We start from the raw sequence: 19,629 nt of genomic DNA, 5'->3' as shown, positions 1-19,629 counted from the left end.
AGCGGAGGGTTTCGCGGATCAGGGCCGCAGCTGTTTGAGCGAAGCGAGTTCTGCGGACCCCGCGAAACGCGAGCACCGCAGGTTGCCCCGTAGCGAAGCGCAGGGGTCGCAGACAGTGGGGTCGCCTTTCTTTGCTTACTTTCTTTGGCGAAGCAAAGAAAAGTAGGTCGCCCGCCGGGGCGAGACCCGGCCTCGGAACACAAACCAGCTAAAGGCTCAAAGTCAGGCCGCCAGCCGAGCCAACTTCCGATCGCTCATCCGCTTGGCAACCCGCGGCAGCACCAGCACAGCCACGATGATGACCACCAGCGTGATCGACATCGGCCGCTGGAAGAACACCCAAGCGCTCCCTTCGCCAATCGACATGGCATTGCGCAACTGCGCTTCCGCAAGCGGCCCAAGAATCATCCCCACGACCACAGGCGCCGTCGGGAAGTCGAAGCGCCGCATCACCACGCCGAGCAGGCCGATGCCGTACAGCAGGAACAGGTCGAATGCGCTCTGGCGCATGCCATAGGCACCCACCGTCGCGAAGATCAGGATGCCGGCATAGAGCTGCGGCTTGGGAATTTTCAGCAGCTTGACCCACAGGCCGACCATCGGCAAGTTCAGCACCAGCAGCATCACGTTGCCGATGTAGAGCGAGGCAATCAGCGCCCACACCAGCGCGGCCGATGTGGTGAAGAGTTGCGGTCCGGGCTGGATGCCGTAGTTCTGGAATGCGCCCAGCAAAATGGCGGTGGTGTTCGACGTGGGAATGCCCAGCGTCAGCAGCGGAATCAGCGCCGCCGTCACCGTGGCGTTGTTGGCGGCCTCCGGGCCGGCCACGCCTTCGATGGCGCCCTTGGTGCCGAACTCGGCCTTGGCGTCCGCGTCCTTGGCCAGCTTCTTTTCCGTCGCATAGCTCAGGAAGGTCGGAATCTCGGTGCCGCCGGCCGGAATACAGCCGAACGGCGTGCCGATGGCAGTGCCGCGCAGCCACGCGGGAATCGAGCGTTTCCAGTCGCGCGCCGTCATGTGCACGCGGGTCAGCTTGTTCTGGCCTTCGACCACCTTGCCCTCGTAGAGCACGGCATACAGCACCTCGGCCACTGCGAACAGGCCGACCGCCACCAGCACGATCTCGATACCGTCGAGCAATTCGGGAACGCCGCCGGTGTAGCGGCCCTGGCCCGAGATCTGGTCCAGGCCGATGCAGCCGGCCGCCAAGCCGACGAACAGCGCCGTCATGCCGCGCAGCGTGCTCTTGCCGAGCACCGCGCTCACCGTGGTGAAGGCCAGCAGCATCAGCAGGAAATACTCCGGCGGCCCGAGCTTGACCGCGAACTCGGCGACGAACGGCGCAAACAGCGTGACGATGACCGTGGCGATGGTGCCGGCCACGAAGGAGCCGATGGCGGCGGTGGCGAGCGCGGCGCCCGCCCGTCCGCTCTTGGCCATCTTGTTGCCTTCCATCGCCGTGACCATGCTGGCCGTTTCACCCGGCGTGTTGAGCAGGATCGACGTGGTCGAGCCGCCGTACATGGCGCCGTAGTAGATGCCCGAGAAGAAGATCATCGAGGCCGTGATATCGACCTTGCCGGTAATGGGCAGCAGCATGGCCACCGCCACGGCCGGGCCGATGCCCGGCAGCACGCCGACGGCCGTGCCCAGGGCACAGCCCACCAGGCACCAGAGCAGATTGACGGGGGTGATCGCCGCGGCGAAACCCGCCATGAGTGCGTTGAAGATTTCCATGTCAGAGCCACCCGGTCGTTGTCAGGCCTGGCAGGTTGATGGCGAGGAACTTGGTGAACATCCAGAACACGGGGGCCGAGATGAGCGCGCCCGTCAGCAGATCGATGGCCCAGGTGCGCGGCGTGCTGGCCGAAGGCTGGCCGCTCGCGCGGCGCAGGCCCTGCACGGCGAGCAGGTAGCACAGCATGCAACTCAGGATGAAGCCGAGCGTGGTGATCAGCGCCGCGTTGAGCAGCAGGCCGGCCGATACCCAGACGAAACCCGGCCAGTAGGCATGCTCGGCACCGGAGGGTGCGTCGAGCTCACGAAAGCCGCCGGTGCGTGCTTCCCAGAGGATCCAGGCGCCGCACAAGGTGAGAACGCCGGACACCAGCCAAGGCAGAAAGTTGGGGCCGACGCCGCCATAGCCGGCTTCTGAAGAAATGCCAATGGCGCCGAAACCCAGCGCCAGGCCGGTCAGCAGCACACCCGCGCCGACCAGGGTTTGCGGCCACGTGGCCGCGGGTTGCGGCGAGACCGAGGATTCTGGAGTTGTCATTTTTTCTCCCACAGTCAGGGAAAGGAATGGGGCCTGTCAAAGGCCCCACTTGTTCGAAAGAGCCCACGTCCCTTCCAGAAACACCGCGGACCGGGCTTGGCCGGCCCGCTGGGGGCGAGTGGAGATCAGATCATCCCGGACTTGGCCATGATGGCGCGCAGGCTGGCGAAGTCGTCGTCGACGAACTTGGCGAAAGCCTCGCCCGACAACACGGCCGGCGTCCAGTCGTTCTTCTTGAGCGACTCGGCCCACGACGGGCTCTTGAGAGCAGCCAGCACCATGTCGGTCAGCGCCTTGCGCTGCTCGGCGGTGATGCCGGGGGCGCCGTACACGCCGCGCCAGTTGCCGATTTCAACGTCGATGCCCTGCTCCTTGAGCGTGGGCACATTGATGCCCGGCAGGCGCTGGGCGGACGTGACGGCAATGGCCTTCATCTTGCCCGCGGCAATGTACTCGGCGAATTCGCTGTAGCCGCTGCCGCCGACGGTGACGTTGCCGCCCAGGATGGCGGCGGTGGCTTCACCGCCTCCGCGGAAGGCCACGTAGTTGATCTTGGACGGATCGGCGCCGACCTTCTGCGCGATCATGGCCGCGGCAATGTGCTCGGTGGAGCCGCGCGATCCGCCGCCCCACTTCACGCTGCCCGGATCTTTCTTGAGCTGCTCGACCACGTCCTTCATGGTCTTGAAGGGCGAGTTGGCCGGCAGCACGAACACGTTGTATTCGGTGGTCATGCGCGCAATCGGCGTGGCCTGCGACAAATTGACCGGCGGCTTGCCGGTGATGATGCCGCCGAGCATGACGGAGCCCATCACCATGAGCGCGTTCGGATCGCCCTTGGAGCCGTTCACGAACTGGGCCAGGCCTAATGCACCCGCGGCACCGCCCTTGTTGTCGTAGGTGACCGTGTCGGCCAGCTTGGCGTCGGCCAGTGCCTTGCCCAGCGCGCGGCCCGTGGTGTCCCAGCCACCGCCCGGGTTGGCTGGAACCATCATCTTGACGTTGGCTGCGGCGCGTGCCGACAACGGCAGGGCTCCAGCGGCGGCCAGCGCGGCCAATGACTTCAAAAAGGTGTCGCGACGCATCGTTGTCTCCTGAGAACTAAAGAAAACCTGACTTGGACCTGAGCCGCTATCATGCGCCGCCCCGCTGTCAGTTGGCTGTCCACCGGACTGGGGAAAACACCGAAGTACCATTGCCCCACCACACCCCATGAAGCTGCTGCTGGTCGAAGACGATCCCTCGATGCAGGTCACCCTGCAGCGCGCCCTCGCCCGCAGCAAGATCGACGTGCGCATCTGCGGCGATGGCGCCTTGGCCGTGGAGCAGTGGCGCGAGCTGGAGCCCGACGTGGTGGCGCTCGACCTGAGCCTGCCGAACCTCGACGGCCTCCAGGTGCTGGCCCAGGCCCGCGCCGCCGGGCTGCGCACGCCCGTGCTGCTGCTCACCGCCCGCGGCACGGTGGGCGACCGCATCATGGGCCTGAACGCCGGGGCCGACGACTACCTGCCCAAGCCTTTTGATCTGGACGAACTCGAAGCGCGCATCCGGGCGTTGCGCCGGCGCCACCAGAACGCCGGCCCCGACGTGGGGCTGAACCCCCAGGAGGTGGGCGGCCTGCGCTTCGAACCCGAAAGCGGCGCCGTTTACCACCGCGGCGGCATCCTGGAGCTCACGCCGCGCGAGCTGGCACTGCTCAAGGCGCTGATGATGAAACCGGGCCACGCCGTGAGCAAGGAGCGGCTCTTCGAACTGGTGTTTCCGGGTGAAACCGACGTGCAGTACGAAGCCGTGGAGGTGGTGGTGTACCGCCTTCGCAAGAAGCTCGCCGGCACCGGCGCAGCCCTGATGACGCTGCGCGGGCTGGGCTATCTGTTGCGCGCCGAACCATGAAGAAGGCCTTGTCGCTGCGCGCGAGGCTGCTGTTCGGCATTCTCGCGCCGGTGGCGCTGTTCATCGTGATCAACAGCGTGAGCCTGTATCGGCAAAGCCTGGCGGCGGCCACCACGGCCTACGACCGGACCCTGCTCGCGTCGGCCAAGACCATCGGCGAGCAGCTCGACGTGGAAGGCTATGACGAAGGGGCCCGGCTACGCGCCATCGTGCCCTATTCCGCGCTCGAAGCCTTCGAGGCCGACAACCGCAGCCGTCTTTTCTATCGCGTCTCCGCGCTCGACGGCGAAATGGTTTCGGGCTTTGCCGAACTGCCGTTCTGGCGCGGCCGCATTCCCGACCGCGGGGCCTATTCGGCACTGGTCGATTTCTACGATGCGCGCTTTCGGAACCAGCCGGTGCGGGTGGCGGTTCTGCTTCAACCCGTCGCCAGCGCCAAGGGCCGCGGCATGGCCGTGGTGCAGGTGGCCGAAACCCTGGAGCTGCGCGAAACGCTCGTGCGCAAGCTGCTGGTCGACATGCTGTGGCGCCAACTGCTGCTGATGGGCGTGATCGCGCTGGTGACCGTGTTCGTTGTGCAGCGCGCCACGCGGCCAGTGCGCGAGCTCGGCGAAGCCATCGAGAAGCGCGCAGCCGACGATCTTTCTCCCATCGATGCACCCGATGCGCCACGCGAACTGCGGCCGCTGGTCGATGCCACCACCGAGGTCATGGGCCGGCTGCAGCGCCTGCTCGACCATCAAAAGCGCTTTGTGCGCGACAGTGCTCATCAACTGCGCACACCGCTGGCCGTGCTGAAGGCGCAGGTGCAATCGGCGCGGCGCGGGGACGTGGCGCCCGAACAGGCGCTGAGCGAAATCAGCCATACCGTGGAGCGCGCCACGACGCTCGCCAACCAGATGCTCTCGCTCGCCAAGGTCGAGCAACTGCGCCAGCAACCGGAATCGGTTCCGCTGGAGCTTGGCGAAGTGGTGCGCCAGATTGCGCTGGACCTCTCGCCACTCATCGCCGACAAGGCGCTCGACTTCGAGCTGGCCGTCGACCAGCCCGTGACGGTGCGCGCGCACCGCTGGATGCTGCAGGAGCTCACGCGCAACCTGCTGCACAACGCCATCAAGCAGAGCCCGCGGGGCGGCGCCCTCTCGGTGACGGTCCGGTCCACGAACGAAAAGGCGGTGTTGACGGTGCGCGACGAGGGCCCCGGCATTTCGGCGGAACTGCGCCAGCGCCTGTTCGCGCCCTTCTCTGCCGGCGACACGGGCAGCGGCTCCGGGCTGGGTCTTGCGATCTGCCGCGAAATCGTGCTGGCGCTTGGCGGGCGCATCAATCTCGACAACCGCAGCGTGCAGGAGAATTCCGCACAGGTGGTCGGGCTCGACGCTGTCGTGCGGCTTCCTGTGTACCACCACAATTCCTGAATATGGATCGCTTGCGCATCGACAAATGGCTTTGGGCCGCCCGCTTCTTCAAGACGCGATCTCTGGCCGCGGACGAAATCGGCAAGAACCGGGTGCAGGTGAACGGCGATGTCGCCAAGGCCTCCCGCGAGGTCAAGGCGGGCGATACCGTCGCCATCCGCTTGGGCGCCGTGACGCGAACGGTCACGGTGCGCGGCCTGAGCGGCCAGCGCGGCCCCGCGCCCGTGGCGCAGCAGCTCTACGAAGAAACGCCGGAGAGCATCGCCGCGCAAGCCGCCATGCGCGAGCAGCGCCGCATGGGCAGCGAGCCGGCGCTGGCCATCGAACAAGGCCGGCCGACCAAGCGCGACCGCCGCGAACTCGACGGCGCGGCGCGCCATGCCGACTGGGACAGCCGCTGGAGCGCGTCCATCGATCCGGACGAGACCGATCGCTGACCGGCGGTTGCCCTGATCGCCAATCGCGTACGCTGCGTGTTTTTGCACGGAGCCCCGGTTCATGGCCAGCCTAAAAAAATACCGCGTCGACAGCAATTTCAAGCTCTCGCAGGTGAGCCCGGGCGAAACGCCCTTTCTCGAGGGAAACACAGCCGCGCAGGTCGCTGAAATCGACGCCCTGGCGGTCGAACTCGACGAAATGCAAGACCTGCTGCATGCCGAAGGCCGCCGCAAGGTTCTGCTGGTGCTGCAGGGCATGGACACCAGCGGCAAGGACGGCACCGTGCGCTGGGTCTTTTCGCGCACCTCGCCGCTGGGCGTTCGGGTTACGGCCTTCAAGGCGCCCAGCGACGACGAACGCGCACGCGACTATCTCTGGCGCTGCCACGCGGTCGTGCCGCGCACCGGCGAAATCGCGGTGTGGAACCGCAGCCATTACGAAGACGTTCTGGTGCCGGTGGTCGAAGGCTGGATCGACAAGGCCGAAGCCAGGCGGCGCTATGAGCAGATCAACGATTTCGAGCGCCTGCTCGTCGAGACCGGCACGGTCGTCGTCAAATGCATGCTGCACATCGACAAGGACGAGCAGCGCGAGCGCCTGCAAGCACGCATCGACACGCCCGGCAAGCAATGGAAGTTCAGCATGGGCGACCTCGAGGTGCGCACCAAGTGGAATGCCTACCAGCAGGCCTACGACAAGGCGCTGCGCGCCACCTCGACGGAACACGCGCCCTGGTACGTGATACCTGCCAACCACAAGCGGCATCGCAACCTGATGATTGCGCAGCTGCTGATGAAGACCCTGCGGCAGATGAAGCTCAAGGCGCCGCCCGCGGACCCAGCGCTCAAGGGCATGGTCATCAAGTGAGCGGGTGCCGGTGCGTGCCGCCGGGGCACGCCGGCCCGCTCAGGCGTGCGTTGTCAGGACCGGCGAATGACCGACTGGCCCAGTGCGCGGCACTTGCCGAATTCGCAGCGCACGGCCAAGGGCGCGCCGTTCGAGCATGGCACGCTGTACGCCTCGTAGCCCGGGCCCTTGGCGGTCAGCTCCGCCCGCGGCTGGATGCTGCACTGCCTGGCCTTGGCGACGACTTCGGCGTTGTAGGTGTCCACGCCGGTGCGGCGCGGCGCCAGCACGACTTCGGGATTGAAGGAATGGCCGTAGAAGGTGTCGCGCACGTTCGGGTCGAGGTTGTGATAGCCGCGCTTCGCCATGCAGTGCACGATCGCGATCTGCTGGTGCTCGGCAATCACGCTCGCATCAGGGCGGTACGACATGTCGATCACCGCAGCCGCAATCCCCCCCTTGGCAGCAGCGACCACGATGCCCTGCCCATGCACGACGACCAAGCCCAGGCCCAGGGCCAGCCACATGGCGTCGCCCGTTTCGCTGCGCGCGGTGATCCGGGTCGCCGCGGTGCGGCAATCGGCCACGTCACTTTCGTAGCGGGTCTTGTCCACGCCTTCCATGGTGACCATGGGCACATAGGAAAGGCCCGACCCTGTTCCAGGTTCCGTCGGTGTCGGCGGCGTGCTGACGCACCCGGCCAATGCAACAACGGCGCACACGACGCTCAGCAGCAGCTTCATGGAGATCCCTCGTCCTCTTCGCGATAGTTCGGGCGATTTAACCATACAGATGGTTACTTTTGAGCGGGTTTTGTCGCAAAGCTGCGACGGCGCGAGTGGTTGTGCGAGATTTATTTACGTTTCTTCAGAGCGACCGCAGGGACGCTCGCCTGCTCGCAATTTGCTTTCAGGGAATTTGAATACTTTGGCAAACCTTTTCACTTCAGGCGCGCTCATGGCCTTGCTTCAGCCATGCCACGATATGCCAGCATGAACCGACAGGCCTCCTGAAGAGAGACGGACCCGCATGAAGACAACGAACCCCGGCAACGCAATCCGCGAACTCTATGCAGCGCTCTGGCACTTTGCCGCGGGTGCCCGCGGGCAGTTGCTGGGCGCCACCGCGCTGCTCGGCGTTTCACAGCTGATCCGGCTCACTCTGCCCTATCTGGCGGGCCAGGCGATCAACGCGCTGCAGCGCAACGAATTCGGCGCAGCCGGCCGCTGGATTGCCACGCTGGCCGGCGTCTACATCGGCGCGTGGGCCCTGCACGGGCCGGGCCGCATCCTCGAGCGCAACGTGGGCGTGAAGGTGCGCGAGGCGCTGGCCGACCGGCTCTATGCCCGCATTGCCGCCGCGCCGCTGGTCTGGCACGACAGCCACCACTCGGGTGAACTGCAGCATCGCGTGCACCAGGCGAGCCGTGCGCTGTCGGACTTTGCGCAGAACCAGTTCATCTGGCTCACGAACGCAGTCAACTTCGTCGGGCCGCTGGTCGCCCTTGCGCTGCTGTCGCGCACCAGCGGCATCACGGCGTTGGGCGGCTATGTGCTCATCGCCATCGTCATCCTCCAGATCGACAAGGCGCTGATGCGCCTGGCCCGCGCCGAGAACGACGCGGACCGGCGCTATGTGTCCGCCCTGCTCGACTTCCTGGGCAATGCCTCGACGGTGATCGGCCTGCGCCTGCAGGGTGCCTCGCGCCTGCTGTTGCGCCGCCGCATGGCGGCGATATCGCTGCCGCTGAAACGTACCGTCGTTCTCAACGAGGGCAAGTGGTTTGCCGTCGACCTCATGGGCCTGGCACTGACCTGGGGTCTGGTGGTGATCTATGTGTGGCAGGCACGCACGCCGGGCCAGGCGGTGATGCTGGGAGCGGTGTTCATGATCTACCAGTACGCGCAGCAGGCCGCCGGCGTGGTGACATCGGTCGCGGCCAATTTTTCGTTCTTCGCGCGCATGCACACCGACTACAGCAGCGCCGAGCCGATCTGGCAGGCGCCGATGAGCAGCGCGGGAGAAACCTCGCCCGAACAGATCCCCGAACACGAGCGCATTGCGCCCGACGCGGCGTGGAAGACGCTGCAAGTCGAAGCGCTGCAATGGAACTACGCACCGCGCGGCACAACATCGGCGACGTCCGACGACGAGCCGGTACGCGGCGGCCTCAAGGCCGTGACACTCACCTTGCGTCGCGGGGAGCGCATAGCGCTCGTCGGCCCGAGCGGCGGCGGCAAGAGCACCTTGCTGCGCGTGCTGGCGGGCCTGTACGCGCCGCACGGGGGCACGCTTTCCATCGACGGCCAGCCGGCCAATTGGACCCAGTTGCGCCGCATCGCCACGCTGATCCCGCAGGAAACCGAAGTGTTCGAAGCCAGCGTGCGCGAAAACCTTTCGTTCGGCCAGCCGTTCACCGACGAGTCATTGCACGCGGCGCTGCACGCGAGCGCGTTCGACGAAGTGCTCAAGGCCACGAACGGCAACCTGGACACGCCCGTGTCCGAGCGAGGCTTCAACCTCTCGGGCGGACAGCGCCAACGCCTGTGCCTTGCACGCGGCGTGCTCGCGGCGCAGGGCAGCTCGCTGCTGCTGCTCGACGAACCCACCAGCGCGCTGGACGCCGGCACCGAAGCCCGCGTGCTGGAGCGAATTGCCGCCGCCTTCCCCCGCGCCTGCCTGATCGCATCGATCCATCGGCTGAGCCTGCTGGAGCGCTTCGATACCGTGGTGGTAATGGAGGCCGGCAGGGTGCTCGACGCGGGGCCGCGCGATGCGGTGCTGAAACGCCAGCCCTTGCTGCAGCGGATGGTTACCCCCGGCGAAGCGGAAGAGACTTCCCAATGAAAAAACGCACCCGAAGGTGCGTTTTTAAAAGCGTCATGGACGCTGGGTCTGGCGGAACCGGAGGGATTCGAACCCTCGATGAGGCTCTACACCCCATACTCCCTTAGCAGGGGAGCACCTTCGGCCACTCGGTCACAGTTCCTGAAAGAAGCAGCGATTATGCCACTGTCAGGCGGCAGGTTGGTCCAGATCGAAGGCTTTGTGCAACGCGCGCACGGCCAATTCCATATATTTTTCGTCGATGACGACCGAGGTCTTGATCTCGCTGGTCGAAATCATCTGGATGTTGATGCCCTCTTCGCTCAGCACGCGGAACATCTTGCTGGCCACGCCGACGTGGCTGCGCATGCCGATGCCGACGATGCTGACCTTGCAGATCTTGGTGTCGCCCACGATCTCGGTCGCGCCCAGCGAGGGCATGACCTTCGATTGCAGCAGGTCGACCGTCTTCGCGTACTCGTTGCGGTGCACGGTAAAGCTGAAGTCGGTGCGGCCGTCCTTGCTGAGGTTCTGGATGATCACGTCGACTTCGATGTTGGCGTCCGCCACGGCACCGAGGATGTGATACGCGATGCCCGGCTTGTCGGGCACGCCGAGCACCGAGATCTTGGCTTCGTCGCGGTTGAAAGCGATGCCGGATACGACGGCTTGTTCCATGTTTTCGTCTTCCTCGAAAGTGATCAGCGTGCCGGACTTGGCCTCTTCATTGATGTCGATGTCCCACGACGTGAAGCTCGAAAGCACACGCAGCGGAACCTTGTATTTGCCGGCGAATTCCACCGAGCGGATTTGCAGCACCTTGGAGCCCAGGCTCGCCATTTCGAGCATCTCTTCGAAGCTCACGGTCGAGAGGCGGCGCGCATCGGGCTCCACGCGCGGGTCGGTGGTGTAGACGCCGTCCACGTCGGTATAGATCAGGCACTCGTGCGCCTTCATGGCAGCGGCAATGGCCACGGCCGAGGTGTCGCTGCCGCCGCGGCCCAGGGTGGTGATGTTGCCGCTGTCGTCCACGCCCTGGAAACCGGTGATGACAACCACCTTGCCGGCGTCCAGGTCGGCGCGCACGCGCTCGTCGTCGATGCTCTCGATGCGGGCCTTGGTGTACGAGTTGTCGGTGCGCACCGACACCTGCCAGCCCGCGTAGCTCACGGCTTCCATGCCTTCGGCTTGCAGCGCAATGGCCAGCAGCGCGGACGAAGCCTGTTCGCCGGTCGAGGCGAGCATGTCGAGTTCGCGGCCGTGGGCGTCGCTCGGTTTGCTCGGGGCCAGCTCTTTGGCCAGGCCGAGCAGGCGATTGGTTTCGCCGCTCATGGCACTCGGGACCACGATCATCTGGTGGCCGGCGCGCGCCCACTTGGCGACGCGCTTGGCGACATTCTTGATGCGCTCGGTCGAGCCCATCGACGTACCGCCGTATTTGTGAACGATCAATGCCATGGGTGAATTCAGAGAAAAAGAAAGGGCCGCGCCACTCCAGAGTGCAAGCGCGGCGCCCTGCAAGCCGTCAGCGCAAAGCCTTGGGCGAGGGCCCGGAATTGTACCAATGCAGAAAATCGCCCCGGCGCTCGATGAAGCCATTGGCCACCTTGAGGTGGATGCCATGCCCGCGCGTGGTGCAGGCCCGAACCTGGCCCAGCAGTTGGCCGAGCTGCGCCGCGCTGGGCGCGCAGCCGTGCGCCTGCACGAGCCAGTGCCGCAGCACGTTGGCCTGGCGCGCGCGTGAAAGCGCCTGCAGCGCGGCAATGCGGGGCGGGTTGCCCACCACGGCCAAATCTTGCGCCGCGAGTTCGTTCAGCAGTTCCTGCGCCTGCGCGGCGTGGCCGATGCTGCGGGCAAAGGTGGCGCGGAATTGGGGGAAAGTCTGCGCCAGCGCGGGCAGCAGCACGGCGCGAATCCGGTTGCGGGTGTAGCGCTCGTTCTCATTGGTGGGGTCTTCGATCCAGGGCAGGTCGAGGCCCTTCAACCAGGCGCGAATATCGGCGCCGGGCACCGCCAGCAACGGCCGGTAGATGTCGAGCCCGTTGCGCTGCGCGTGTGCGGGCATCGCAGCCAGGCCCGGCAACCCCGCGCCTCGGGAGAGGGCCAGCAAAAGCGTTTCGACCTGATCGTCGGCATGATGCCCGATAACTATCGATTTGATAGCGCCAGCCATTGTTTCCGCGCGGGCCATCGCTGCAAAAGCCTCGTAGCGGGCGCGCCGCGCCGCATCTTCGGGGCTGTCGCCCTGTGCATGGCGGGCGTCGACGCGGTGCACCACCAGCGGCACGCCAAGGCGCTCGCACACCGCGGCGCAATGGCGCTCAAAATTGTCGGCCGCAGCCTGCAGGCCGTGGTGAACATGAAAAGCAACCACCGCCCCCGGCCAGGCGGATGCGCAAGCGGCCAGCAAGGCCGTGGAATCCGCGCCGCCGCTGAAGCCCACCGCCAGCGGCAGATGCACCGGCTCGAACGCGGCCATTGCGCGTTCGAAGGCTTCGTTCATGGAGCGCGCTTGCTTATCTGCCGGTGTCGGCCTTGGTGTCGTTGAAGCGCCCGTAGCTTTGCAGGCGTTCGTAGCGGCGGTCGAGCAGTTCCTTCGGCTTCAGGTCGCTGACCTGGCGGAAGGCGTCGTTGAGCGCGCGCTTGAGAAAAGCGGCCATCTGGCGATGGTCGCGGTGCGCGCCGCCGACTGGCTCGTTCACGATCTTGTCGACCAAGCCCAGGGCCTTCAGGCGGTGCGCGGTAATGCCGAGGGCATCGGCCGCTTCCTGCGCCTTGTCGCTGGTTTTCCAGAGAATGGAGGCGCAGCCTTCGGGGCTGATCACCGAATAGATGGAGTACTGCAGCATCACGAGCTGGTCGCCCACCGAAATGGCCAGCGCGCCGCCGGAGCCGCCTTCGCCGATGATGGTGACGATGATCGGCACTTCGAGCTGTGCCATTTCGTAGATGTTGCGGCCGATGGCTTCGGACTGGCCGCGCTCCTCGGCATCGATGCCGGGGTAGGCGCCGGGCGTATCGACGAAGGTGAAGACCGGCAGCTTGAACTTCTCGGCCGTCTTCATGAGCCGCAAGGCCTTGCGATAGCCCTCGGGCTTGCTCATGCCGAAGTTGCGCGCGGTGCGCTCCCTGGTGTCGCGCCCCTTCTGGTGGCCGAGCACCATGCAGGGCGTGCCGTTGAAGCGCGCGAGGCCGCCTACGATCGAAAGGTCGTCCGAGAAATGCCGGTCGCCGTGCAGTTCGACGAAGTCGGTGAAGATTTCGTTGACGTAGTCGAGCGTGTAGGGACGTTCCGGATGCCGCGCGATCTTGGTGATCTGCCAGGGCGTCAGGTCGCTGTAGATGTCTTTGGTGAGCTGCTGGCTTTTCTTGCCGAGCTGGTCGATTTCCTCCGAGATGTCGACCGCCGATTCGGTCTGTACATAGCGCAGTTCTTCGATCTTGGATTCGAGTTCAGCGATGGGCTGCTCGAAGTCGAGGAAGGTTCGTTTCGCCAACGTCTTCTCCTGTTGTTCAGTATGCGACCGGTACCGGGTCGAGCGAGCGCCAAATATACCAAGTTGCCACGCTGCAAAATGGCGCCCAGGCCACGGCGACGTCGCGGGCATCGCTGCGGCTCACCGGATCGCCCGAAAAATAGTTCACGCTGATGCCGTTGAGCAGGCCCAGGTCGTCGACCGGCAGCACATTGGGCCGCATCAGGTGAAAGATGAGGAACATTTCAGCCGTCCAGCGACCGATGCCTCGAATGGCCACGAGTTCATCGATGATGAGTTCGTCCGACATGTCCTTCCAGGCGTCGACGTGCACGGCGCCCGAATCGAAATGAATGGCAAGGTCGACCAGGTACTCGACCTTGCGCGCCGACAGCCCTGCCCCGCGCATGTCGTCGACCTTGAGCTTGAGCACGTTGGCCGGCGTGAGTTTGCGCGGCAGCACCGCGAACTTGTCCCACACCGTTTGCGCGGCCTTCACCGAAATCTGCTGGCCCACGATGCTGCGCGCGAGCGTGGTGAACGCATCGCCGCGCGACTCGAGGCAGGCATCGCCGAATTTCGGAATCAACCGCTTCATCACGCGGTCTTTCTTGGCGAGGTGCTTGCAGGCCTCTTCCCAATAATCGGGCGTGTAGATCTGGACCGCCGGATTTTTCGAAGCAGGCATGGGGTTGGTGGTTCCGTTCACTGCGCTGCGGCCCAGGTCGTGCCGGTGGGCGAATCCTTGAGCACGATGCCCTGCGCAAGAAGGTCGTTGCGAATGCGGTCGGCCTCGGCGAAGTCCTTCGCGGCCTTGGCGGCCGCGCGCTGCGCAATCAGCACCTGGATTTCGGCATCGTCGAGACTGCTGCCCGCTTGCAGGAACGTCTTTGGATCACCCTGGAGCAGCCCCAGCGTACCGCCGAGCACCTTGAGAAGGCCGGCGGTTTCCGCGGACTGCGTACGGTGGACTCCCGTGGCCAGTTCAAACAGGATTGCAATGGCCCCAGGCGTGCCGAAGTCTTCATCCATCGCGGCCTTGAAAGCAGCTGCGTGCGGATTCGTCCAGTCCAGCGCGACCGGCGCGGGGGTCACCAGGTCCAGTGCCGTGTAAAGGCGCTTGAGTGAGTTGCGGGCGTCGGTCAGATGCGCATCGCTGTAGTTGAGCGCGCTGCGATAGTGCGTGCGAACGAGGAAAAAGCGCAGGCTTTCGGCGTCGTACTTCTGGAGCACCTCGCGGATGGTGAAGAAATTGCCCAGGCTCTTGGACATTTTTTCGTTGTCCACGCGCACGAAGCCGTTGTGCACCCAGAAGCGGGACAGCGGCTTGCCGTGAGCGCCCTCGCTTTGCGCAATTTCATTCTCGTGGTGCGGAAACTGAAGGTCCGCCCCGCCGCCATGGATATCGAAGGTTTCACCAAGCGTGGCGCAACTCATCGCAGAGCATTCGATATGCCAACCCGGGCGGCCGGTGCCGAAGGGGCTGTCCCACTTGGCATCGTCGGGCTCGGATGGCTTGGCGGCCTTCCAGAGCACGAAGTCAAGGGGGTCCTGCTTGCCCTCGAGCACCGCAACGCGCTCGCCGGCATGCAACTCGTCGAGCGACTTTCCGGACAGCTTTCCGTAGCCGGGAAACTTGCGCACCGCATAGTTCACGTCGCCATCGGGAGAGCGATAGGCCAGCCCCTTGCGCTCCAGCGTCTCGATGATGCCGAGCATTTGCGGGACGTATTCCGTCGCACGCGGCTCCAGAGTGGGAGGCTCGATGCCAAGCGCGCCGATATCTTCGTGCATTGCGGCAATGACTTCATCGGTGAGTTGGCGAATCGTGATGCCACGCTGCACCGCGCGCGCAATGATCTTGTCGTCGATATCGGTGATGTTGCGCACGTAGGTCACGGCGTAGTCGCTCGCTCGCAACCAGCGCTGCACCAGGTCGAAGGCCATCATCATGCGGGCATGCCCGATGTGGCACAGGTCATAGACCGTCATGCCGCACACGTACATGCGCACCTGACCCGGTTGCAATGGGGAGAACTCCTCCAGTTCACGCGAAAGCGTGTTGTAGATGCGCAGACTCATGAGGCTCGGAAAGCGTCGCTTCGCGCACGTGCGGCACGGGCGAACGACGTTGATTTCAGGGGTGACGGGGACAGCGGCCGTGAGGGGTTGGACATGGCCCCTCGGCTACAATGCATCGCAGTATAAACGGCTGCTGCCGTGTACATTCCGGGTGTTTTCGAGGCCCGCATTTCCCAATCTTGCCGAGGCTTCATGAAGCACGTCGCGTTCTCCAAACTCTCCATCGCCTTTGCACTGCTCTTCAGCCTGTGGGGTTCCGCCGCGTACGCCAACGACTACGACGACGTGAATACCCTGCTGCGCCAGGGCAAGTCGAACGAAGCGCTCGCCAAGGCCGATGCCTACATTGCCGGCAAGCCGCGCGATCCGCAGATGCGCTTTCTGCGGGGCGTGATCCTCACCGAGCAAAAAAAGCAGAACGAAGCCATTGCCGCGTTCACGCAGCTGACGCAAGATTTTCCGGAACTGTCCGAGCCCTACAACAACCTGGCCGCGCTCTACGCGGCGCAGAGCAAGTTCGACCAGGCGCGCGCCGCGCTGGAACAGGCGCTCAGGCTCAACCCCAATTACGCCACCGCGCATGAGAATCTCGGCGATGTCTATGCACGCCTGGCAGCCCAGGAATATGTGCGAGCACAGCAATTCGCCAGCACCAACGCCAGTGTTGCGCCCAAGCTCTCGCTGATCCGCCAGATCTTCAACCCGAAGACCGAGGCGCAGGCCGCCACCCTGCCGGCAGCTCCGCCGGAAGTTCGCAAGCCGGTCGGCCGACCGAGCAAGTAACCGGCCGCACGCGCATTCCGGCCGCGGCAGCTTGCGTTGCCGGGCTCGCACCCCACATCATTCGCACACGGAGCTTTCCTTGACGATCCAAGCCTTGTTCAATTTCCCGTCCATCCGGTTCAGCCGCCGCGGGGCGTTCGCGCTGGCCGCAGCCCTCGCCTTTGCCGGTGCCGCGCACGCCCAGCAGGCCGGTCCGCGCGTGAAGCTCGCCACCTCGGCCGGTGACATCCTGGTCGAACTCGACCAGGCCAAGGCACCCAAGACGGTCGAGAACTTTCTGCAGTACGTCGGCGACAAGCACTACGACGGCACCGTGTTCCACCGTGTGATCGACGGCTTCATGATCCAGGGTGGAGGCTTCACGGCCGACATGCAACAAAAACCCACGCGCCCACCCATCGCGCTGGAAGCCAGCAACGGCCTGAAGAACGACCGGTACACCATTGCGATGGCACGCACCGGCAACCCCAATTCGGCCACCTCGCAGTTCTTCATCAACGTGAAGAACAACGACTCGCTCAACGCGCCCAACCCCGACGGCTACGGCTACACGGTGTTCGGCCGGGTCGTGGCCGGCACCGACGTGGTCGACAAGATTCGCGCGGTGCAAACCGGTAACAAGGGCGGCATGCAAAACGTGCCGCTCGAGCCCATCATCATCAAGTCCGCCACCGTGGCGAAGTAATTTCCGAACATCCGAAAGAAGGACTCCCTCATGAGCAACCCCAAAATCGAACTGCATATCAAGAACTACGGCGTGATCACGCTCGAACTCGACAGCGCCAAGGCGCCGAAGTCGGCTGAGAATTTCGTCAGCTACGTGAAGAACGGTCACTACGACAACACGGTGTTCCATCGCGTGATTCCGGGCTTCATGGTGCAAGGCGGCGGCTTCGAGCCCGGCATGAAGCAAAAGCCCACCGGCGCCGAAATCGAGAATGAAGCCAACAACGGCCTCAAGAACGACAACTACACCGTGGCCATGGCCCGCACGAGCGCACCGCACTCGGCCACCGCCCAGTTCTTCATCAACGTGGCCGACAACGGCTTCCTGAACCACACCGCCCCCTCGGCCCAAGGCTGGGGCTATGCGGTGTTCGGCAAGGTCACCGGCGGCACCGACGTGGTGGACAAGATCAAGGCCGTGAAGACGGGCCGCAAGGGCTTCCACGACGACGTGCCGCTCGAAGACGTGGTGATCGAAAAGGCTGTGGTCGTCTCCGAATAACGACCAGGCACGAGCAGGCGCGGCGCGACATCGGCATGGCGGCAAACACGGCCTTCAAGGAGCTGCTCGCCCCGCCCACGTGGCGCACCGTCGACCTGATTTCCGACCTGCATCTGCAGGCCGACGAGCCCGCCACCTTCGAGGCCTGGCAGGGCTACCTGCAGACGACACCGGCCGATGCATTGATCATCCTCGGCGACCTGTTCGAAGTGTGGGTGGGCGACGATGCCGCCGCCCTGCCCGGCTTCGAGGCCCAGTGCGCCGAGTTGCTGCGCCGCACGGCCGAGCGGCTGCCGGTGTACTTCATGCACGGCAACCGCGACTTCCTCGTCGGCCCGGCGCTTGCCGCCCGATGCGGGTTCACGCTGCTCGACGATCCCACGGTGCTGGTGCTGCATGGCGAACGCTGGCTGCTGAGCCACGGCGACATTCTTTGCCTGGACGACACCGACTACCTCAAGTTTCGCGCCCAGGTACGCACGCCCGAATGGCAGGCTGCGTTTCTGGCCAGGCCGCTGGCCGAGCGCCGGGCGCTCGCACGCTCCATGCGCACGCAAAGCGAAGACCGCAAGCGCAACCCGGCGGCGCTCTGGGCCGATGTGGATGGCGGCGCCGCACGCCAATGGCTTGAGCAGGCGCGTGCGCGCACGCTGGTGCATGGCCACACGCACCGGCCCGCCGATCACGATCTGGGAGACGGCCTCAAGCGCATGGTGCTGAGCGACTGGGACGCGGCGGCCCACCCGCCGCGTGCACAGTTGCTCTGCCTTTCCACCGCTGGCGCACAACGCGTCGACCTGCGCTAGCCACCGCAATGTTCAGGTGGCTGCGCCGGTTGCGCGCCCTGCCCGCGATTCCCGAGGCTGCCTGGCAGGCCACGCTGGAGCGCTATGCCTTCCTTGGCGAACTGCCTCACGCCGCACGGCAACGGCTGCGCACCTTCACCGCCGAATTCCTGCGCGACAAGGAATTTCATGGCACCCAGGGCTTCGTCATCACCGACGAGGTTGCGCTGGCGATTGCCGCACAGGCGGTGCTGCCGGTGCTGAACCTGAAAGGCGGACTGGACTGGTACGACGATTTCGTCGGCATCGTGGTGCATCCGTCCGAGGTCGTCGCGCGCCGGAAGATCGTCGACGAAGCGCAGGTGGTGCACGAATACGACGAGGTGGTGGCCGGCGAAGCCATGGACCGCGGACCGGTGATGCTGAGCTGGCAGGACGTGCTCGCGAGCGGCATCACCACGAGCGGCGGCTACAACGTCGTGATTCACGAGTTCGCCCACAAGATCGACATGCGCGGAGGCGATGCCGACGGCTGTCCGCCGCTGCCGCCGGGCTTTGCCGGCAAGCCCAGCGCGCGCGAAGCTCGCGCCGCCTGGATCGCGGTGCTGCAACCCGCATATGAAGATTTTCGCGAGAAGACGATCCTCGCCGAGCGCTTCGGCGCCGAGCCGCCATGGCTCGACGACTACGGTGCGACATCGATCAGCGAGTTCTTCGCAGTGGCCTGCGAGGCCTACTTCGTGAACCGTCCGAACTTCGCCCGGGACTTCCCCGCGGTGGTGGCGCTGTTTGATGAATTCTTTCTTCCTAAACAGGGCTGATCGCCCGCCCATTCTTCATTCTTTGCTACGTATCCGATAGCAATTTGCCCTTTAACATCGGTGGGTTATCAACTCACCGAAAAAGGTCAACAACATGAGGGATTGGTTCTATCAGCTCACGGGCAAGGCATGGATCGCGCTGCTGTTCGGCATCGGCATCCTGGGCTGGGCAGCCTATGCGCAGTTCAAGGCGGGCGCCGACACGCACGGCACCGCGGTGGAAGACCTGGTCGCCAAGAGCGGCACGATCGTCAGCGGCAGCGAGATCACCGAGACCACCAAGCGCCGCCGCGGCGGCAGCACGACGCGCCACTACTTCGTGCTCGATGCAAAGCTGGCCGACGGCAGCACCGAGAAATGGCGCGTCGACCACGCCATCGGCCGGAGCAAGGTCGAGCCACTTATCGACGAAGCCATCGAGGTTCGCATCGATCCCTCGGACAACAACCTCGTCTACGAGGCCAAGCTCAAGGGCCGGCCGGTGGTCGCGCTCGCCGACGTGCAGAAGATCATGGAGAACAAGGACAAGGTCGCGGCATCGATGGCCACGGACAAGACCACCCTGATCGTCGGCGCCATCGCCCTGCTGCTGGGTATCGGCGGGCTGTTCGTCCGGCGCCGGATTGCGAGCGGCCATGCGGCCGAGCAGGCGGCCATGGTCCAGACGCCCGTGATCGGCGAGAAAGTCTGATCCACGCGATCCGTCCAGCACGCCAAAGAAAAGGCGCCCCGTGGGGCGCCTTTTTCATGGCCGTCAG

20 protein-coding genes and 1 tRNA gene are annotated in these 19,629 nt (G+C 65.0%); 11 read left to right on the top strand and 10 right to left on the bottom strand.

What is annotated here, in order from left to right; translation table 11 throughout:
- Positions 1–222: 222 nt before the first annotated feature.
- The 3 genes from ABIC94_RS21860 to ABIC94_RS21850 all read right to left on the bottom strand — a co-directional run bounded on the left by ABIC94_RS21860 (position 223) and on the right by ABIC94_RS21850 (position 3,360).
- Entirely contained in the window at positions 223–1,737 is a 1,515-nt protein-coding gene (locus ABIC94_RS21860; protein ID WP_354375072.1) for a tripartite tricarboxylate transporter permease, read from the bottom strand.
- Position 1,738: 1 nt separating this feature from the next.
- Positions 1,739–2,275, bottom strand: coding sequence for a tripartite tricarboxylate transporter TctB family protein (locus tag ABIC94_RS21855; RefSeq protein WP_354375071.1), 537 nt, complete (start codon positions 2,273–2,275; stop codon positions 1,739–1,741).
- 125 nt (positions 2,276–2,400) lie between these two features.
- Complete coding sequence (locus ABIC94_RS21850; RefSeq protein ID WP_354375070.1) at positions 2,401–3,360, bottom strand: Bug family tripartite tricarboxylate transporter substrate binding protein; 960 nt, start codon at positions 3,358–3,360, stop codon at positions 2,401–2,403.
- 127 nt (positions 3,361–3,487) lie between these two features.
- Here ABIC94_RS21850 and ABIC94_RS21845 point away from each other — a divergent pair, with 127 nt between their 5' ends.
- The 4 genes from ABIC94_RS21845 to ABIC94_RS21830 all read left to right on the top strand — a co-directional run bounded on the left by ABIC94_RS21845 (position 3,488) and on the right by ABIC94_RS21830 (position 6,891).
- Complete coding sequence (locus ABIC94_RS21845) at positions 3,488–4,168, top strand: response regulator transcription factor (RefSeq protein WP_126749534.1); 681 nt, start codon at positions 3,488–3,490, stop codon at positions 4,166–4,168.
- Complete coding sequence (locus ABIC94_RS21840; protein WP_354375069.1) at positions 4,165–5,586, top strand: sensor histidine kinase; 1,422 nt, start codon at positions 4,165–4,167, stop codon at positions 5,584–5,586. Before ABIC94_RS21845 ends, ABIC94_RS21840 begins: the two co-directional genes overlap by 4 nt.
- A 2-nt stretch (positions 5,587–5,588) precedes the next feature.
- The gene (locus ABIC94_RS21835) at positions 5,589–6,023 is read left to right on the top strand and encodes an RNA-binding S4 domain-containing protein (protein ID WP_354375068.1); all 435 of its coding nucleotides are present in this window, start codon (positions 5,589–5,591) and stop codon (positions 6,021–6,023) included.
- A 61-nt stretch (positions 6,024–6,084) separates the two neighbouring features.
- Positions 6,085–6,891, top strand: a complete 807-nt coding sequence (locus tag ABIC94_RS21830) for a PPK2 family polyphosphate kinase (protein ID WP_354375067.1) — start codon at positions 6,085–6,087, stop codon at positions 6,889–6,891.
- 53 nt (positions 6,892–6,944) lie between these two features.
- Here the strand turns inward: ABIC94_RS21830 and ABIC94_RS21825 are convergent, their stop codons facing one another.
- Positions 6,945–7,613, bottom strand: coding sequence for a hypothetical protein (locus tag ABIC94_RS21825; RefSeq protein WP_354375066.1), 669 nt, complete (start codon positions 7,611–7,613; stop codon positions 6,945–6,947).
- A gap of 286 nt (positions 7,614–7,899) precedes the next feature.
- Between ABIC94_RS21825 and ABIC94_RS21820 the strand changes: the two genes are divergently transcribed.
- Entirely contained in the window at positions 7,900–9,717 is a 1,818-nt protein-coding gene (locus tag ABIC94_RS21820; RefSeq protein WP_354375065.1) for an ABC transporter ATP-binding protein, read from the top strand.
- A gap of 49 nt (positions 9,718–9,766) precedes the next feature.
- Here the strand turns inward: ABIC94_RS21820 and ABIC94_RS21815 are convergent.
- From ABIC94_RS21815 to cysS, 6 genes are all read right to left on the bottom strand, one after another.
- Positions 9,767–9,859: transfer RNA gene (locus ABIC94_RS21815), tRNA-Ser, on the bottom strand.
- Positions 9,860–9,885: 26 nt separating this feature from the next.
- Complete coding sequence (locus ABIC94_RS21810; RefSeq protein WP_354375064.1) at positions 9,886–11,154, bottom strand: aspartate kinase; 1,269 nt, start codon at positions 11,152–11,154, stop codon at positions 9,886–9,888.
- 67 nt (positions 11,155–11,221) lie between these two features.
- Positions 11,222–12,199 carry a tRNA lysidine(34) synthetase TilS gene (tilS, locus tag ABIC94_RS21805; protein ID WP_354375063.1) on the bottom strand — a complete coding sequence of 326 codons (978 nt, stop codon included), beginning with the start codon at positions 12,197–12,199 and terminating at the stop codon, positions 11,222–11,224.
- 13 nt (positions 12,200–12,212) lie between these two features.
- The gene (locus tag ABIC94_RS21800) at positions 12,213–13,193 is read right to left on the bottom strand and encodes an acetyl-CoA carboxylase carboxyltransferase subunit alpha (RefSeq protein ID WP_354375062.1); all 981 of its coding nucleotides are present in this window, start codon (positions 13,191–13,193) and stop codon (positions 12,213–12,215) included.
- 16 nt (positions 13,194–13,209) lie between these two features.
- Entirely contained in the window at positions 13,210–13,860 is a 651-nt protein-coding gene (locus ABIC94_RS21795; RefSeq protein WP_354375061.1) for a DNA-3-methyladenine glycosylase family protein, read from the bottom strand.
- A 17-nt stretch (positions 13,861–13,877) separates the two neighbouring features.
- Positions 13,878–15,254 (bottom strand): cysteine--tRNA ligase, encoded by a 1,377-nt coding sequence (gene cysS, locus ABIC94_RS21790; protein WP_354375060.1) that lies wholly within the window; start codon positions 15,252–15,254, stop codon positions 13,878–13,880.
- A gap of 192 nt (positions 15,255–15,446) precedes the next feature.
- Here cysS and ABIC94_RS21785 point away from each other — a divergent pair, with 192 nt between their 5' ends.
- The 6 genes from ABIC94_RS21785 (at position 15,447) to ABIC94_RS21760 (ending at position 19,562) form a co-directional block, all read left to right on the top strand.
- Complete coding sequence (locus ABIC94_RS21785) at positions 15,447–16,037, top strand: tetratricopeptide repeat protein (protein WP_354375059.1); 591 nt, start codon at positions 15,447–15,449, stop codon at positions 16,035–16,037.
- A gap of 79 nt (positions 16,038–16,116) precedes the next feature.
- Complete coding sequence (locus ABIC94_RS21780) at positions 16,117–16,722, top strand: peptidylprolyl isomerase (protein ID WP_354375058.1); 606 nt, start codon at positions 16,117–16,119, stop codon at positions 16,720–16,722.
- Between the two features lie 30 nt (positions 16,723–16,752).
- Positions 16,753–17,265 carry a peptidylprolyl isomerase gene (locus ABIC94_RS21775; protein ID WP_354375057.1) on the top strand — a complete coding sequence of 171 codons (513 nt, stop codon included), beginning with the start codon at positions 16,753–16,755 and terminating at the stop codon, positions 17,263–17,265.
- A 35-nt stretch (positions 17,266–17,300) separates the two neighbouring features.
- Positions 17,301–18,071 (top strand): UDP-2,3-diacylglucosamine diphosphatase, encoded by a 771-nt coding sequence (locus tag ABIC94_RS21770; RefSeq protein ID WP_354375056.1) that lies wholly within the window; start codon positions 17,301–17,303, stop codon positions 18,069–18,071.
- Between the two features lie 8 nt (positions 18,072–18,079).
- A complete protein-coding gene (locus ABIC94_RS21765) occupies positions 18,080–18,871 on the top strand; it encodes a zinc-dependent peptidase (RefSeq protein WP_354375055.1) in 792 nt (263 codons plus the stop codon).
- 94 nt (positions 18,872–18,965) lie between these two features.
- Positions 18,966–19,562: a hypothetical protein gene (locus ABIC94_RS21760; RefSeq protein ID WP_354375054.1), complete on the top strand. Its 597-nt coding sequence runs from the start codon at positions 18,966–18,968 to the stop codon at positions 19,560–19,562.
- The last annotated feature ends 67 nt before the right edge of the window (positions 19,563–19,629 follow it).

Source organism: Variovorax paradoxus, assembly GCF_040544635.1.
In the GTDB taxonomy this organism is placed as follows: Bacteria; Pseudomonadota; Gammaproteobacteria; order Burkholderiales; family Burkholderiaceae_C; genus Variovorax; species Variovorax paradoxus_R.
This window is presented reverse-complemented; position numbering and strand designations above follow the sequence as displayed.

Coding starts and splice junctions, on each gene's coding strand:
- ABIC94_RS21860 (WP_354375072.1), bottom strand. CDS start 1,737: ATGGAAATCTTCAACGCACTCATGGCGGGTTTCGCCGCGGCGATCACC.
- ABIC94_RS21855 (WP_354375071.1), bottom strand. CDS start 2,275: ATGACAACTCCAGAATCCTCGGTCTCGCCGCAACCCGCGGCCACGTGG.
- ABIC94_RS21850 (WP_354375070.1), bottom strand. CDS start 3,360: ATGCGTCGCGACACCTTTTTGAAGTCATTGGCCGCGCTGGCCGCCGCT.
- ABIC94_RS21845 (WP_126749534.1), top strand. CDS start 3,488: ATGAAGCTGCTGCTGGTCGAAGACGATCCCTCGATGCAGGTCACCCTG.
- ABIC94_RS21840 (WP_354375069.1), top strand. CDS start 4,165: ATGAAGAAGGCCTTGTCGCTGCGCGCGAGGCTGCTGTTCGGCATTCTC.
- ABIC94_RS21835 (WP_354375068.1), top strand. CDS start 5,589: ATGGATCGCTTGCGCATCGACAAATGGCTTTGGGCCGCCCGCTTCTTC.
- ABIC94_RS21830 (WP_354375067.1), top strand. CDS start 6,085: ATGGCCAGCCTAAAAAAATACCGCGTCGACAGCAATTTCAAGCTCTCG.
- ABIC94_RS21825 (WP_354375066.1), bottom strand. CDS start 7,613: ATGAAGCTGCTGCTGAGCGTCGTGTGCGCCGTTGTTGCATTGGCCGGG.
- ABIC94_RS21820 (WP_354375065.1), top strand. CDS start 7,900: ATGAAGACAACGAACCCCGGCAACGCAATCCGCGAACTCTATGCAGCG.
- ABIC94_RS21810 (WP_354375064.1), bottom strand. CDS start 11,154: ATGGCATTGATCGTTCACAAATACGGCGGTACGTCGATGGGCTCGACC.
- tilS (WP_354375063.1), bottom strand. CDS start 12,199: ATGAACGAAGCCTTCGAACGCGCAATGGCCGCGTTCGAGCCGGTGCAT.
- ABIC94_RS21795 (WP_354375061.1), bottom strand. CDS start 13,860: ATGCCTGCTTCGAAAAATCCGGCGGTCCAGATCTACACGCCCGATTAT.
- cysS (WP_354375060.1), bottom strand. CDS start 15,254: ATGAGTCTGCGCATCTACAACACGCTTTCGCGTGAACTGGAGGAGTTC.
- ABIC94_RS21785 (WP_354375059.1), top strand. CDS start 15,447: ATGAAGCACGTCGCGTTCTCCAAACTCTCCATCGCCTTTGCACTGCTC.
- ABIC94_RS21775 (WP_354375057.1), top strand. CDS start 16,753: ATGAGCAACCCCAAAATCGAACTGCATATCAAGAACTACGGCGTGATC.
- ABIC94_RS21770 (WP_354375056.1), top strand. CDS start 17,301: ATGGCGGCAAACACGGCCTTCAAGGAGCTGCTCGCCCCGCCCACGTGG.
- ABIC94_RS21765 (WP_354375055.1), top strand. CDS start 18,080: ATGTTCAGGTGGCTGCGCCGGTTGCGCGCCCTGCCCGCGATTCCCGAG.
- ABIC94_RS21760 (WP_354375054.1), top strand. CDS start 18,966: ATGAGGGATTGGTTCTATCAGCTCACGGGCAAGGCATGGATCGCGCTG.